The sequence below is a fragment of the Marinobacterium sedimentorum genome (assembly GCF_024267675.1).
Lineage (GTDB): Bacteria > Pseudomonadota > Gammaproteobacteria > Pseudomonadales > Balneatricaceae > Marinobacterium_A > Marinobacterium_A sedimentorum.
The window spans coordinates 17120-32089 of sequence record NZ_JALDYX010000034.1; the positions used below are offsets into that span (position 1 = coordinate 17120).

Below are 14970 nucleotides of genomic sequence, written 5' to 3' on the forward strand. Positions count from 1 at the left end.
TTGCTATCGAAATACAAGACCTGGTCCCGTCACCCTGACCACTGTCTCAAACAATTCTTCGGCACAGACGAGGAAATAGCCGTTAACCCATTGGGCGCAAGACGCCAAGTCGGGCATTAGGATCTCCTTTCCTTGGCCTAGCCGCGTCGGCTAGCCTGGGATATCGGGCTCGACAAGATTGGCGAGCTGGGCAAGCGATTCCTGCCAGCCGAGATAGCACATTTCGAGCGGAATCACGGCCGGAATACCCTCCTGCACTATATGAACCTCTGTACCGCAGGATACCGGCTGCAACGACACCCGGACCTGCATCTCGCCAGGCAGGTTCGGATCGTCGAACTTGTCGCTGTATCGAATGAGCTCGCCCGGCACCAGCTCCAGATAGTCCCCGCCAAACGCGTGCTCCTGCCCGGTCGAAAAATTCACAAAGGACATATTAAAACTCCCTCCCACTTGTGCATCCATGTGCTGAACCTTGCAGACAAAGCCATAGGGCGGCAGCCACCTGGCGATTGCGTCCGCGTCCAGGAAGGCACGATAGATTTTCTCCGGCTTGGCCCGCAGCACACGATGAAGGCGAACAGTTCCCGTAGTCATAGAGGTTGCTCCTTTTGTCAGAAGTGCCCTGTGCTGAGGTATTCACACTCAGGCGCTATGCAGCATAGCGCCTGAAAGCGGATGTTGAACGCAGACAACGGCAGCTTTCTGCCCCGCGCTAAACGATGCGACGATACCCGGTTAACGATCTCACACATCATCGAGCACGGGCGCAAACCTGACCCCTTCTGACCCCTTCTGACCCAAAGTATCAGGTAGCTTGGTCTATCATGTCCGGTACTTGGTGCGCACAGGCATTGGCCGGCCCACTCTTTCACTCAACATCCGAGATCAGCCCATGGACAACAAAAGCCTTGATAAGGTCACCCAGGATTTCCTGGATGCCATGACCACAGAATCCCAAAAATTAATGGAGATGTTCGGCGGCAAGGCCGGCTCCGGTAACCATTATCTGGAGAAGTTCAACGAGGCCTGTGCCCAGGTGTTGAATGCCCCCAAGACCTCCGATGACTTGATGAAGGCCGTCAGCGACTACCAGAAAAACCAGCTGGAACTCTGGGCGGGATTACTGGGTAATGCCCCTGATGGCGCCACCAAGTCCACCCCGGGAGACCGCCGTTTCCATTCAGAGGAATGGAGTGAAAACCCGGTTTTCAACTACATCAAAGAGTCCTACCTGATGGCCTCGCACATGCTTCAGAAAACAGCCCAGAACGCCAACCTGGATCCGAAAAGGCAGAAAAAGCTGGAATTTTACACCCAGCAGTATATTGATGCCCTTTCCCCCAGCAACTTCGCCGCCACCAACCCCGAGGTGATCAAGCACGCCATCGACACCAAGGGACAGAGCCTGATGGACGGCCTGCAGAACCTGATGGGAGATATGGAGAAGGGCCGCATCAGCATGACCGATGAAACGGCCTTCACCCTCGGCGAAAACATAGCCACCACTCAAGGCGCTGTCATCTTCGAAAACGAACTCATGCAACTGATCCAGTACAGCCCGGCTACGGACAAGGTCGCCGGACGGCCGCTACTGATCATTCCGCCGTGCATCAACAAGTTTTATATTCTCGATTTACAGCCCCATAACTCCTTCGTCAAATACGCCGTTGACCAGGGCAACACTGTCTTCCTCGTATCCTGGGTTAACGCCACCCCGGAACAACGACACCTGTCCTGGGACAACTACGTGGAAAGCGGCGTTTTCAAGGCGCTGGACGTTGCCAAAGCGGTTAGCGGCAGCACGCGGGTCAACTGCGTGGCCTGGTGCGTAGGCGGCACTATCACTGCCAGCGCCATGGCCGTATTGGCGGCGCGCAAAGACAATACAATCAGCTCCGCCACCTTCCTCACCACCCTCACGGATTTTGAAGATCCGGGTGAAATTGAGGTCTTCATCGACGGTGATGACGCAAAGAAAATCCTGGGTGACGTGGACGCGGCCGGCGTACTGGACGGTAAAAACCTGGCCAACGTGTTCAATATGCTGCGCTCCAACGACCTGATCTGGTCCAACGTGGTCAACAACTACCTTAAGGGCAAATCCCCGGCCCCCTTCGACATTCTTTACTGGAACAGTGACCCCACCAGCCTGCCGGCGGACATGTATAATTACTACCTAAGCAACATGTACCAGCAGAATAACCTGATCAAGCCCGATTGCCTCACCATCTGCGGTGAAAAGGTCAACCTCAGCAAAATCAGTACCCCCTGCTACTTCCTGTCTTGCATTGACGACCACATAGCACCCTGGAAAAGCACCTTCGCCGCCACTGATATCATCCCAAACGTGGAATTCGTGCTGGGTGGCAGCGGCCACGTGGCCGGCGTTATCAACCCGGCCTCCAAAAATCGCCGCAACCACTGGATTAAAGGTGAAACCGGCAAAGGCCCCGACCACTGGCTGGAAACCGCCCAAGACGTCCAGGGCACCTGGTGGAACCACTGGGCTCCCTGGGTCAAAAAGCGCGCCGGCAAACAGGTTGCCGCACCCAAGGCCCTCGGCAACGAAGACTACCCTCCTCTTGAGCCGGCACCCGGTAGCTTTGTTAAGGCCCGCATTAACTAATCGCTGCATGGCGAGCCGGCTAGCGTGGGGCACACCTCTCGAGCCTGTCACCTGAGGAGTAACGTTATCGCTGGGTAACGATAAGGCAAACTGGCTGGGAAGCAGGCTCAGCCTGCGCCCGGAAAATTCGAGGTGAATTACGATAAATGGGAGTTCTGCCACGTCCTCGACGGCTACTGCATCATCACGCCCGAAGGCGAGCAGCCAGTACACCTGAAGGCCGGCGCTGTGTTCGTGATCGAACCCGGCATCAAAGGCACCTGGGAAGTAGTGGAAACAGTGCGCAAGCACTTCGTCTTTGCCTGAGCCTTCAGCTCAGTAGATTGAGCTGAGCGTACAACGGATCAAGTCTTGTGTTTTGCTATCAGAAGACAGGACCTGAATCACTGAACCGAGCCGCCAGACTCGGTGAAATACAGACTCGAAGAGTTCAGTACAGCTGCTGACATGCCAGCATCAACGATGTCAGAACGGCTTTTGTTACCCCTTTTGAGCAAAAAATTGCTGCTGCATTTACTGGCTAACGGCCATCCATGGCCATATACCGGCGAGCACTGAGTTCATGCGGCGAATTGGCCCGAAGAGTCGATACCGGGACGGTATCTACAAACAACTACCCCAACTCAAACGACGTCACGCCGACAATCCGATCCAGCGGCAGAACCGGCGCATCCCGCGTATACATGCGCGCTGTTTCAAACGCCACCGTCATTCCGTGGCGCTCGGCCAACTCCACAGCCGCAGCATTGGCTTGCGGCGTATCGAGATATACCGTCTCCCCTGCCCCAACCCGCGATTTGAGCGCCACAAAGAGCGATTCGGCCAGCTCTGGTGTATTGGCAAACAAGGGGCCTATCTTGTAGCCACTGCGACAGGGGCGAATCACGCCATAGCCTGCAAGCTCAGTGTCGTGCAGTATTCCCAGCGCATGGCAATCGGGCTGCTGAACCCAGGTGCTGATGAAATTGGCGCGGTCATCCGGGAAGAACGGCCGGTCGTAAGCAACAAGGTCAGCCAGCGGCACGCTGGCCAGATTCACCACAGCAGCCGCATCAACCCCAGCAGTGGCACTGCCACCGCCCAGGCCCTGATAACGGATATTGCGGTAGGCAAGGCGAAAACCGGAGCGGCGGTAGTTGTCCTGCTGATCTACCACGCCGTCCAGCCCGATGTTCCGCCCTTTCAGATACTGCATGCCGGCATTCCAGAGCTGAATGCCATAGCCCTGGCCCCGATACTCGGGGCTGACGATATAGAACCCCAGAAAACCGAAGCTCTCACCGTAGCGGATCACGGAAATGCAGGCGACAGGCGTGCCATTCAGCACCCCGACCATAAAGCCGTTCGGGTCGGCCGCGTAATAGCAGTCGGCATCCTGCAAACCGGGATTCCATCCCTCCCGCGCCGCCCACTCGATGGCAATATCCACCTCGCCCCGCGTCATGGTACGAATACTGTAATGCTGATCCTGCATCCAGACCTCCCTGGCTAATCACTCACTCTATGCGCTCGCCGTTACAGTGTTACCCATGCTCATCAACCTGGCGATGAAAAACTTCATAAACACCGAAACATCAGAACGACTCCAATCCCCCTTTTGAAGCCGGCGAGCACTGGCGTCATTGTGCGTTCAGGCCCGCAGGGGCGAAGACAGGGACCTATCGACGCCGATTAGCACATGGATGTGCCGACTCTCCACCTTGAAGGCAGGCACCCGCACAATGGCGTCAGAGCGCAGCAAGAAGGCTTCATCGGGGGCCTTTCTTTGGTTACTTTATTTGCGCGCACAAAGAAAGTATGTCGCCCACAAGCGAAATACAGGCCATCTAACCTATCCAAAGCGTCCGCCAGCACTGCAGATCGAACATCCAGGAATTAAAACTTTCTAGAGACTGTTACCCCTGTTATTGAACTGAAGTGTTACCCATGTGGCTGAACTCTGGTCAGTCGCCAGAAAGGCAAAATACAGACGAAAAAAAGCGCGGCAAGCCGCGCTAAATCCTGCGAGTGCGAGCACTCGGTCAGGGGGGTTGGCTGGCCCATGGGACGAACCAGTCGATCTGCGATACAGCGCGGCAGGAGGTCCTTGCGCGCTGCGGTACGAGGCACGTGGCGGTTTAGAAGAAGCCCAGCGGATTAACGTCGTAGCTCACCAGCATGTTTTTGGTCTGCTGATAATGATCCAGCATCATCTTGTGGTTTTCACGGCCAACGCCCGACTTCTTGTAACCACCGAAGGCAGCATGTGCCGGGTACTGGTGGTAGCAGTTAGTCCAGACGCGACCGGCTTCGATACCACGGCCCATGCGGTAGGCACGGTTCATGTCGCGGGTCCAGAGACCTGCACCCAGACCGAACTCGGTGTCATTGGCGATGGCCAGGGCTTCGGCTTCATCCTTGAAGGTGGTCACGGAGATGACCGGGCCAAAGATTTCTTCCTGGAAGACACGCATATTGTTGGTGCCCTTGAGGATAGTCGGCTGGATGTAATAGCCGGTATTGAAATCACCCTCGAGTGTCTCAGCGCCACCACCGATCAGCACTTCAGCACCTTCTTCACGGCCGATATCGAAGTAACTCATGATCTTGTCGTACTGCTGCTGCGAGGCCTGGGCGCCGACCATGGTCTCGGTATCCAGCGGGTTGCCACGCTTGATCTGCTTGATGCGCTCGATGACCAGAGCCATGAAGTCGTCATAGATGCTTTCCTGCACCAGCAGACGGGACGGACAGGTGCAGACTTCGCCCTGGTTGAAGAACGCCAGTACGGTGCCTTCAACGGCCTTGCTGACAAAGCTGTCTTCCTGTGCCATTACGTCTTCGAAGTAGATATTGGGGGACTTGCCACCCAGCTCGACGGTGGACGGGATGATATTGTCGGCGGCGCATTTGAGAATGTGCGCGCCCACCGGGGTGGAGCCGGTAAAGGCGATCTTGGCAATGCGGGTGCTGGTGGCCAGTGCCTGACCGGCCTCGCTACCAAAGCCGTTGACGATGTTCAGCACACCGGCGGGCAGCAGGTCTGAAATCAGCTCGGCAAACACCAGGATGGACACCGGGGTCTGCTCGGCGGGTTTCAGCACGACGCAGTTGCCGGCGGCCAGCGCAGGTGCCAGTTTCCAGGCCGCCATCAGCAGCGGGAAGTTCCACGGAATGATCTGAGCGACCACGCCCAGTGGCTCATGGAAGTGATAGGCCACGGTTTTTTCGTCGATCTCGCCGATGGAGCCTTCCTGGGCACGGATGCAGCTGGCGAAATAGCGGAAGTGATCCACCATCAGCGGCACGTCGGCGGCCAGGGTTTCACGTACGGCCTTGCCGTTGTCCCAGGTTTCGGCCACGGCCAGGGTTTCCAGGTTCGCTTCCAGACGGTCAGCGACTTTCAACAACAGGTTGGAGCGTTCGGTGACAGAGGTCTTGCCCCAGGCGGCCTTGGCGGCGTGGGCGGCGTCCAGCGCCAGTTCAACGTCTTCGGCGGTGGAACGGGGAATCTCACAGAACGGCTGACCGTTGACCGGCGACACATTCTTGAAGTACTCACCCTTGACCGGTGCGACCCACTCACCACCGATAAAGTTGCCGTAACGCGGTTTGAATGTAACAACGGAGCCTTCGGTTCCTGGCTGTGCGTAGATCATTTTTTCATGCCTCTTGTTGTTATCGCTGCGACGACCGTTTTATCCCGGCGCCTTATGCTGTTCGACTACAACTACATAGTAGCGATAAGGCCGGCAACCCCGGTATGCTCCCTTGGCATCGAAAACGCCGGGGCGATCTACTACTTTTGGCCCTGCTTACCCCAGGCCCCCGCACCCTTGTGGCGCTGCAGCCAGCCCGGCATGACGCCTGCCACCAGCGCGCCACCGACGATCAGCAGGCTGGACAACAGCAGTGACAGACTCGCCTGGGCAAAGCCGCTGAGCACCAGCAACAGGGTCGAGATCAAAGGCGCGCCATAGGCCAGCACGCCGAGCAGACGCAGATCACCATGCTTGACGCCATGATCCCAGGTAAAGAACGCAATCCCCACGGGGCCAAGCCCCAGTCCCACCACCGCACTCCATTGCATAAGGTTCTGCGGCCATACAGGCGCTTCCCACAGCAGGTGACAGATCAGGCCCAGCAACGCCGTTGCGCCACAGAACCAGCCCACCGCATCGGTGGGCACCCGCGCCACCAGCCGGCTGGCCACCGAATAGCCCGACCAGATCAGCGCACAGGCCAGCGCCAGCGCATAGCCCTGCCAGTACTTCGCCTCAAAGCCGGTATCACCCTCGCCCAGCAACAACCAGCAACCCAGCAAGGCCGAGAGAGCTCCGGCAAGATGCAGCGGATGCAGTTTCTGGCCTGGCAACAGAGCCGAGAAAAGCACAATCAGCAGCGGCCACAGATAGGCCAGCAACCCCACCTCCACCGCTGGCGCCAGCGCCATGGCCTGGAAGTAGCAGAAATGAAAACCGAACAGACCGCCAACCCCCAGCAGCCAGGCCCGTACCGGCTGGCGTAGCACGCGCAGCGGCGATGGCCCCAGCAGGCAGCCCTTGAGCATCATCAGCAGCCAGGCGATACCGAAGGTCATGGCCAGCATCTGAAACGGCGGTATCTGGTTGCCGCTGAGCTGGGTGAACAGCGCCAGCAGACCCCACAGAAACACCGAAATGGCGCCGATCAGGGTGGCCCGGCGCTGTATTGTTGTCGTCTGCGTCATGATTTATGCATAGTCCTTGCAAGTCGCGGGGCAGGCCTGCGGCTGAATATGATGAACCGCCAGCATAGCCTGCCTGCGCCACGCCGACTTTGCCGAGACGGCAAGACATTTTGCCGAAACGGCAGACTGCATTCGGGATGCGGCTTGCTGGCGTAACTACGCGGGTGCTTGTCTATGGTTCGGAGGAAGAAGTTGCGGCGCTCTTAAGCTGGTGGCAGGGCGCTGCGAAAATAGCGCGGCGATTTGCCAAAGTGACGTCTAAAGCGATCACTGAACGCCGCCAGGCTGCTGTACCCCACGCGCTCGGCAATGCGCTGAATGCTCAAATCGCCGGACTCCAGCAGTGCCCAGGCGGCCTGCATGCGCCGCTCCAGCAGATACTGCTGCGGCGTCATGGCCAGACTCTCGTGAAACAGCGCCCTGAGCTGGCGCGGGCTGACATGGGCCACGGCGGCCAGTTGCGCCTGGGTCACGGGCGCATCAAGGTGCTCATCGATCCAGACCTGGGCCGCCCGCACCCGCCGATCCAGCGCAGGCGCGGCATCGAAACGGGCACTGAGCAACTCCAGCAGTAACAGCAGCATCTGGCGGCGCACCACCTGACTGCCGCCCTGCTCCAGCTCCGTCTGCAGAAAGGCGATATAACGCCCCAGGGAGTCATCTATATCGATAAAGGCCGGCAGGCGCTGCAGCAGCGGCGCCAACGCCACCGGAATGTCGGCGACGATAAAGCGGTTATCCGCCGCACCGGCAAAGGCATGGTCTTCCCCGGCACCGATGATCGCGGCCTGGCGGCTGTGTACCCGGCCCTCCCGCACACCGATCTGCATCTGCAGCTCACCGGCCACGGGCAGCACCAGCTGATGATAGTCGTGCTGGTGTCGCCGGGTGTCACGGTCGTAACTGCGCAGATCGAGAATAAAGGGTGCTGAACTCATGGCGCGATTATACGAGCCTGGCGTCACAGAGCGCCAGCGCTGCTCCTGGCACTGGCACTGGCACAGACGAAAAAGGCTACCGATACTGAAAGGGTTTAATCTGTGCGCACTGACAAGGGTGGCCGACATGGGCGACACACTGCCCCCAACCCTTGTGCGGGGAATTGACCTGCTGGTAGAACCCCCGCGCTGCTGCGGGCCCGCCTCTGGCTGCGGGAAATCGGCGTTCCTGGTTGAGGATGCGTAGCGCCGAGGCTCGTGTTTAGGGTCTGTGCATGCTACAAAGGCCGCACTTCGCGCCGCAGCTGCTAACGTCGGCTGCCGGCGGGGAATCTGCCCGGCTACCGGATTTCAAATAAGAACCCGTCATTCAATATCGCGAGGATTGCGTGTACACACAACTGCTTGCCACCCTGGGCGTTATCGCCGGCTATTTCGTGCTGTTCGGCCTTGTGCGCAAACTGATCCGCTCACTGGGACAGGTCAAGAAGGTGCCTGCCCAGCGCGTCATCTACATCAACAAGTATTTCAACGGCCTGTGCATATTCACCGCCCTGGTGATAATTTCGCTGATCTGGAGTGTCGATTACAGCAACCTGATGCTGTTCGCCTCATCGATCTTCGCCATCGTCGGTGTGGCCCTGTTTGCGCAGTGGTCGATCCTGAGCAACGTCACCTCCAGCATCATCATCTTCTTTGCGTTTCCGGCCCGTATCGGCCACCGCATCCGCATTCTGGACGATGAGGAAACCATTATCGGCGAGATCGTCGAGATCACCTTTTTCCAGGTACTGCTGCGGGGCGAAAATGGCGAAACCATCGCCTACCCCAACAACCTGCTGCTGCAAAAGCCGGTGATCATTCTGGGTAATGACAACGGCAATGGCGCGCCAAAAACACGGATAGAACCCTTCAAGCTACCCTGACGCCGGGTTCGGTTCTTATGCCCTGCAATGCAAAAGGGGCCGGATACTATCCGGCCCCTTTTTGATCATCGTCTTGCCCGGCCTATATGAACAGGCCGGTGTCGCTGGCGCCTATTTGGCTGCCATAGCAGCGGACTGCGGCAGCTTGAAGGTCCAGACGGTACCACCCTGGTTCAGATCCTTGACGCGCTTGGCAACCTCGCCACCCCACAGAGGCACAGCACCACCCCAACCGGATATCACAGAAACATACTGCTCGCCGCCCTGCTCCCAGGTGATGGGCGTGCCAACAATCCCGGAACCGGTGTTGAACTTGTATTTCTGTTCGCCGGTCTTGGCGTCAAATGCCATCAGGTAGCCTTCCGGATTACCCGTGAACACCAGACCACCCTTGGTCGTCATGACACCACCCCAGAGTGGTGCGTAGTTCTTGTAACGCCAGACTTCCTTGCCGGTTTTCGGATCAATGGCCCGCAGCACACCGATGTAATCATCATTGAGCGCGGAGATGGTAAAGCCGGCACCCAGGTAGGCGGCACCCTTTTTATAGGTGGTCGCTTCATTCCAGATGTCCATGGACCATTCGTTGGAAGGCACGTAGAACAGACCGGTATCCTGGTTGAACGCCATGGGCATCCAGTTCTTGCCGCCCAGGAAGGACGGTGCCGAGAACACGGACTGGCCTTTTTCGCCTTCGGTTTCGCTCGGATTCCCCGGACGACCCGCCTCGATATAGATCGGACGACCCTTGTCATCCAGGCCTTCGGCCCAGGTGATTTTGTCGACAAAGGGGAAACCGCGGATAAAGTCGCCGTTCTCGCGATTGAGCACGTAGAAGAAACCGTTACGGTCCGCGGTGGCCGCCGCCTTCACGGTTTTGCCACCCTCTTCGTAGTCGAACGCAATCAGCTCGTTAACACCATCGAAATCCCAGCCATCGTGCGGGGTTGTCTGGAAATGCCAGACGATCTCGCCATTATCGGGGTTAAGGGCCAGACGCGACGACGAGAAGAGGTTGTCGCCGGGGCGCATGTGCGAGTTCCAGGGTGCCGGGTTGCCGGTACCGAAGAACAGCAGGTTGGTGTCGGCATCGTAGGTGCCGCCCAGCCAGGTTGCGGCGCCGCCGCTTTTCCACAAATCGCCCGGCCAGGTTTTTCCGGCTTCGCCACCGGAAATACCGGCTTCCACCTTCTTGCCGTCTTTCCAGGTGTACCCCATGTGACCTTCAACGGTCGGACGCGACCAGAGAATATCGCCGGTTTTGGCATCGTAGGCTTCAACCTTGCCGACCACACCAAATTCACCGCCGGAGACACCGGTAATGACCTTGCCATTAACAACCATTGGAGCCGCTGTGAGGGAGTAGCCGGCCTTGTAGTCTTCGACAGTTTTCTTCCAGACCACCTTGCCGCTGTCCTTGTCCAGCGCCACCAGCTTGGCATCCAGAGTGCCGAAGATCACCAGATCGCCGTACAGCGCAACCCCGCGGTTGATCACGTCGCAGCACGGCATAATGCCATCGGGCAGACGTGCATCGTACTGCCACAGCTCATCACCGGTTGCCACATCAATGGCAAATACGCGTGAGTAGGAGGCGGACACGTACATGACACCATCCTTCACCATGGGCTGTGCTTCCTGGCCCCGCTGTTTTTCACCGCCAAAGGAGAAGGCCCATACCGGACGCAGTTCCTTGATCGTATCCCCGTTTAGTTTTGTCAGGGGGCTGTAACGCTGACCCCGCAACCCCATCCCGTAACTGACGACATCCTCGGTGGTCGCCTGGTCATTCTGAATATCTTCATCGGTAACCCCAGCATGGGTCATTCCGGTCATCGACATTGCAGCTACCAGGGTGGTAACAGCAAAGCCTTGGATGCAGCCAAATCTCTTCATCACAGTCTCCTTCACGGATTCGTTCTTATTAGAGCTACGGGACAAACTCCCGAACCTGACATGAATTCTTGAATTTGAGGAGCAAACCGACAATTGCACCGCAGTAGCGGATTTCTACTCACTTGGTACTACTCCTACGCTCAAGCATGCGTTCGGCCAGGCTTTGCAGCGGCCTCTGTGCCTGCGCCAGAGCGCCGTCCTCCAACCGGCAGCGCAGCACGCCGCGGGCCTCGAAATGACGCACAATATCCTGCACCACATCCAGCCAGGCACGACCCGGGCGGTGGTTGAGCGCATCCATGCACAGGGCAATGCGCGCCAGATTGCGCTCGCCATCACAGGCGCGCAGCACATCCAGTGACACCGGATCGAGGAACACCACCTGATGCGGCGCCTTGATCACCCAGCGCTGGTGCTGGTTGTCAAAATAGAGCTGCGTGCCGGCGGTAAGGCTCGGCACAGAGCGCGGGCTGCTGACTGCCGCCTGGGCCGGTGTCATGTTGTCGGGTGCGATGCGATTGGCTGACATAGGCGCCTCCGTGGCAGACCCCCTTGAAAGATGATGTTGTGGTGCAACAGAGGTTCAGAATGCCGCCTCTTCATAACCGGGATACAGGTGCGCCACGCTGCGGCCAAATTCGTAACGCGTGAGGCTGATGGCATCAAAGCGCGGATCGATCGGCAGTACCATGACCTCGGTCATGGTCAGGCCCAGCGCCGCCGCCCGCGCCAGAGTGGCATCCAGCCAGACCAGGTAATCCTGCATCTGGCCAATGGCCGCACGATCACTGTCCAATGGGCCATGACCCGGTACCAGCAGGCGGTAATCCAGCCGTGCCAGTTGATCAAGTTCGTCGCGCCAGTGGCCGAGGCCTGGCGTTTGAGGCGTGGTCAGGGCGCGCTGGTAAAACACCAGATCACCGGCAAAGAGCACGCCTGTGGTTTCATCCAGCATCACCAGATCCGCCCCTGTATGGCCCTCGAAGGCGAGAAAGCGCAGCCGATGCCCGCCCAGGGTTTGCTGCTCGGCATCTTGAATATCGCCGGGCACCACCACGTCGGTGCCGCGCATCCAGTCACCGGTCAGTGCGTAGAGATTGGTGGCAAAGCTATCGCCGTTCTGGCGGATCTGTTCCACAGTGCCAGCCAGGGCACTGACAGTGGCGTCGGCAAAGGCCTGGTTGCCGAGAAAATGGTCAGGGTGGGCGTGGCTGTTGAACACCCGCACCACGGGCTTGTCGGTCACGCTCGCAATGGCGCGGCGCAGCTGTTCGCCAAAACGCCGCGAGGGCCCGGTATCAAAGAGCACGACGCCAGCATCGGTCACGATAAAGGCCACATTGACAATATTGCCGCCGTTGAGAGTCGAAAAGGATTCCCGGCGCCCCTCGACAAGCCAGGTATCGGGCGCAATCTGGCGCGGCTTTAGATCGTAGTCAAAACGCTCTGCCCCTTGGCTGGGCGATGCTGCAATCAGCAGCGCCAGCAGGATAAGGGAAACAAAAGTGCGCATATCAAGCTCCTGCCGCCGGCTCTGGGACGACCGTTTCGAACTCGTTGCCGTTGTTATCCCGCATCCAGAGCCGCACATTACGCGTGCTGCCCGTATCAAAGGTCAGCACCGGATTTTCGCTCACCGGCGGCGACAGTTGCAGGCGCATCAGCAAGGCGCCGTTTCCGTCCCTTAGCTGCGCCTGCTCGATGTAAAACTCAGGGATGCCGCTCACCAGCCCCGTATCCATGGGGTGAATAACGCGAAACTTGTAACGCTTGCCAAGACGCTCCGTGGCCGCGGCCCCATCCACCGAGGCAAACAGGCGCGCCTGGATTTCGCCCAGATGGCTTTCCCAGTACGGATCGCTGGCCGCCATGCTCGGCGCAGTACAGCCACCGCCTGCGGCATCCAGGTAACTGCCGCCTATATGCCAGACGCCATCGGTGGTCAATACCGCCGCCCGCACCGGTGTGCCCTGCTCCACCTTGATGCGCAACGACAACTGCGGCTGCACCTGATCGCTGTGCACCCAGGCGGTGACAATGTGCTGAATGGGGTTGAAGTCGGCCCAGACAACAATGCGTTCGACCTGGCCTGCCAGGGCGCTGGCATCAATACTGATCGGCACCTGGGACGGGTCTTCGGCAAAGGGCGGCACCCGTACCTTGATCAGCGCATCGAAACGGTAGGGAGCATCGCCAATAAAGCGCTGACGCAGATAGTTCCACAGCGGGGAGTCGAGCGGGTCCTGCTGTTCTGATGCGGGCATGGCCGTACTGTCGCCCTCAGGCTCTGCTGCCAGCGCCATCACCGACAGGGTTACCAGCAGCCCCAGCAGAATGCCAGGCCAGGCATCGCGCCAGACCCGTGCCCCACCAAATGCCGAGCCCTGTGCAACTAACTTCATGATCCACTCCTGTGCGGGGCCCTGCCCGCCTGCAACCAGCACCCTCGACCGCCTGCGACAGAGGGAGCGCAAGCCCTCAGTTCGCGGTATCCCGATAGAACGCCGGCAGTTCGTACTGCAAGCCGAGCACTTCGTAGATCCTGGCCATTTCGCCGCTGCGGATCAGGCCGTCCACGACCTCCTCCACGGCGTAGCCAAGCTGACGATTGTTTTGCTTGATCGCCATGCCCAGATCCCAGCTCTGCTTGCCCATGCCGGGAAAGCCGTTTTCGCCCAGACGATAACGCTCGGAACCCGCCAGCCTCAGCTGCTGATCGATCTCGGCGCGCATACCCATCACGGCATCGACCTCACCGCGCTGCATGGCGGCGAACGCCAGCGGCAGCGACGGGAAGTGACGCGTATGTTCACGCATGCGGCCCTGGAAGCCCGAGGTCAGATAGAAGGACGGCAGGCTGTCCACCTCCACACCGATGGGGTGATACTGGAACACCGCCATGGTACTGACGCGGTCGATCTTTTTGCTGTCATAGGCCAGCTGCCAGCGTTCGCTCTGGTAGGGCCCGAACATCACCACCTGCTCGTTGATGATTTCCCCGGTCGAGTCACGCATGTAGGAGAATTCGCGGTCGTAGGGCACCCGCATCATCACATCCGCCAGGCGCTTGAGCGCCAGCGGCTGATCATCGTTCTTGTCCAGGTAATGGCCTTTCCAGACGTTGTTGCGCAGATCGTCTTCAAGGTTCTCGTCCGGGGTAATCCAGTGGGGTTCAAATCGCACCCCCAGCCCCTTGGCAATGCGCTTGCCGATCTCGACATCGACCCCCGCCGGGGCGCCGTTGTCGAGGTACGAATAGGGTGGAAAATCCTGGTACAGACCGATGCGCACATAACCACTGGCGATAACGTCATCGTATTCACGCGCCTGCGCTGGCAGCGCCAGCAGACAGACGCAGCCGAGCAGAAAAGCGCTGAGCCTATTGCTCAACATGCTGGGTCTCCAGCCAGGCGCGAATCGCCCAGAGCGCTTCCTGACTCAGGTAGTCCGCCATCTTGGGCATGTAGACGCGGCCATCGCGTACCGCACCATTGATCACCCGGTACTGGAACCACTCATCGCCCTCGATACCGACTTCCAGCATGCGCAGGTCCGGCGCTATGCCACCGGAAATGCCTTCAAGGCCGTGGCAGCGGGCGCAGTTCTGGTTATAGGCGGAGGCTCCGATCTCGACCGCTCTTTCGTGGTCGGGATGGTCCGTTCCATAGGGGTTAGCCTCCAGCCATTCCTCTCCCAGGGGCGCAAGACCTGCGGTATCCACCGCCTGGGGGGTCACATCGCCGTGGGCCAGCAACTGGCTGGAGAGCATCAGCGTGAGCATTCCGGTACCGGCGACGCCGAGCAGTTTCTTGTTAATTGTCATGGCTACTACCCTTCTGATTTTTATGACTGAACTGGTTACAAACGCGCTTT

13 protein-coding genes and 1 pseudogene are annotated in these 14970 nt (G+C 58.9%); 3 read left to right on the top strand and 11 right to left on the bottom strand.

Annotated features, from left to right (window positions below; all coding sequences use genetic code 11):
* Positions 1-150: 150 nt before the first annotated feature.
* Complete coding sequence (locus MRS74_RS20075) at positions 151-597, bottom strand: SRPBCC family protein (RefSeq protein WP_254582063.1); 447 nt, start codon at positions 595-597, stop codon at positions 151-153.
* A 298-nt stretch (positions 598-895) separates the two neighbouring features.
* Between MRS74_RS20075 and MRS74_RS20080 the strand changes: the two genes are divergently transcribed.
* Positions 896-2629, top strand: coding sequence for a PHA/PHB synthase family protein (locus MRS74_RS20080; RefSeq protein WP_254582064.1), 1734 nt, complete (start codon positions 896-898; stop codon positions 2627-2629).
* A gap of 117 nt (positions 2630-2746) precedes the next feature.
* A pseudogene (locus tag MRS74_RS20085) lies at positions 2747-2935 on the top strand (cupin domain-containing protein); the annotation flags it as partial.
* 307 nt (positions 2936-3242) lie between these two features.
* Here MRS74_RS20085 and MRS74_RS20090 read toward each other — a convergent pair.
* The 4 genes from MRS74_RS20090 to MRS74_RS20105 form a co-directional block, all read right to left on the bottom strand.
* Complete coding sequence (locus tag MRS74_RS20090; RefSeq protein WP_254582065.1) at positions 3243-4103, bottom strand: GNAT family N-acetyltransferase; 861 nt, start codon at positions 4101-4103, stop codon at positions 3243-3245.
* 643 nt (positions 4104-4746) lie between these two features.
* Positions 4747-6267, bottom strand: a complete 1521-nt coding sequence (exaC, locus tag MRS74_RS20095; RefSeq protein WP_254582066.1) for an acetaldehyde dehydrogenase ExaC — start codon at positions 6265-6267, stop codon at positions 4747-4749.
* Positions 6268-6407: 140 nt separating this feature from the next.
* Complete coding sequence (gene yddG / locus MRS74_RS20100) at positions 6408-7337, bottom strand: aromatic amino acid exporter YddG (protein WP_254582067.1); 930 nt, start codon at positions 7335-7337, stop codon at positions 6408-6410.
* A 203-nt stretch (positions 7338-7540) separates the two neighbouring features.
* Positions 7541-8275 carry an AraC family transcriptional regulator gene (locus MRS74_RS20105; RefSeq protein WP_254582068.1) on the bottom strand — a complete coding sequence of 245 codons (735 nt, stop codon included), beginning with the start codon at positions 8273-8275 and terminating at the stop codon, positions 7541-7543.
* Positions 8276-8664: 389 nt separating this feature from the next.
* Between MRS74_RS20105 and MRS74_RS20110 the strand changes: the two genes are divergently transcribed.
* Positions 8665-9201 carry a mechanosensitive ion channel domain-containing protein gene (locus MRS74_RS20110; protein WP_254582069.1) on the top strand — a complete coding sequence of 179 codons (537 nt, stop codon included), beginning with the start codon at positions 8665-8667 and terminating at the stop codon, positions 9199-9201.
* A gap of 111 nt (positions 9202-9312) precedes the next feature.
* Here the strand turns inward: MRS74_RS20110 and MRS74_RS20115 are convergent, their stop codons facing one another.
* The 6 genes from MRS74_RS20115 to pedF form a co-directional block, all read right to left on the bottom strand.
* Positions 9313-11097 (bottom strand): PQQ-dependent methanol/ethanol family dehydrogenase, encoded by a 1785-nt coding sequence (locus MRS74_RS20115; protein WP_254582070.1) that lies wholly within the window; start codon positions 11095-11097, stop codon positions 9313-9315.
* Positions 11098-11215: 118 nt separating this feature from the next.
* Positions 11216-11626: a hypothetical protein gene (locus MRS74_RS20120; RefSeq protein ID WP_254582071.1), complete on the bottom strand. Its 411-nt coding sequence runs from the start codon at positions 11624-11626 to the stop codon at positions 11216-11218.
* A gap of 54 nt (positions 11627-11680) precedes the next feature.
* Positions 11681-12610: a quinoprotein relay system zinc metallohydrolase 1 gene (locus tag MRS74_RS20125; RefSeq protein ID WP_254582072.1), complete on the bottom strand. Its 930-nt coding sequence runs from the start codon at positions 12608-12610 to the stop codon at positions 11681-11683.
* Position 12611: 1 nt separating this feature from the next.
* Complete coding sequence (locus MRS74_RS20130) at positions 12612-13499, bottom strand: quinoprotein dehydrogenase-associated SoxYZ-like carrier (RefSeq protein ID WP_254582073.1); 888 nt, start codon at positions 13497-13499, stop codon at positions 12612-12614.
* A 76-nt stretch (positions 13500-13575) separates the two neighbouring features.
* The gene (locus tag MRS74_RS20135) at positions 13576-14490 is read right to left on the bottom strand and encodes a substrate-binding periplasmic protein (protein WP_254582074.1); all 915 of its coding nucleotides are present in this window, start codon (positions 14488-14490) and stop codon (positions 13576-13578) included.
* A complete protein-coding gene (pedF, locus tag MRS74_RS20140) occupies positions 14477-14920 on the bottom strand; it encodes a cytochrome c-550 PedF (RefSeq protein ID WP_254582075.1) in 444 nt (147 codons plus the stop codon). The genes MRS74_RS20135 and pedF overlap by 14 nt, the downstream gene beginning before the upstream one ends.
* Positions 14921-14970 lie beyond the last annotated feature (50 nt).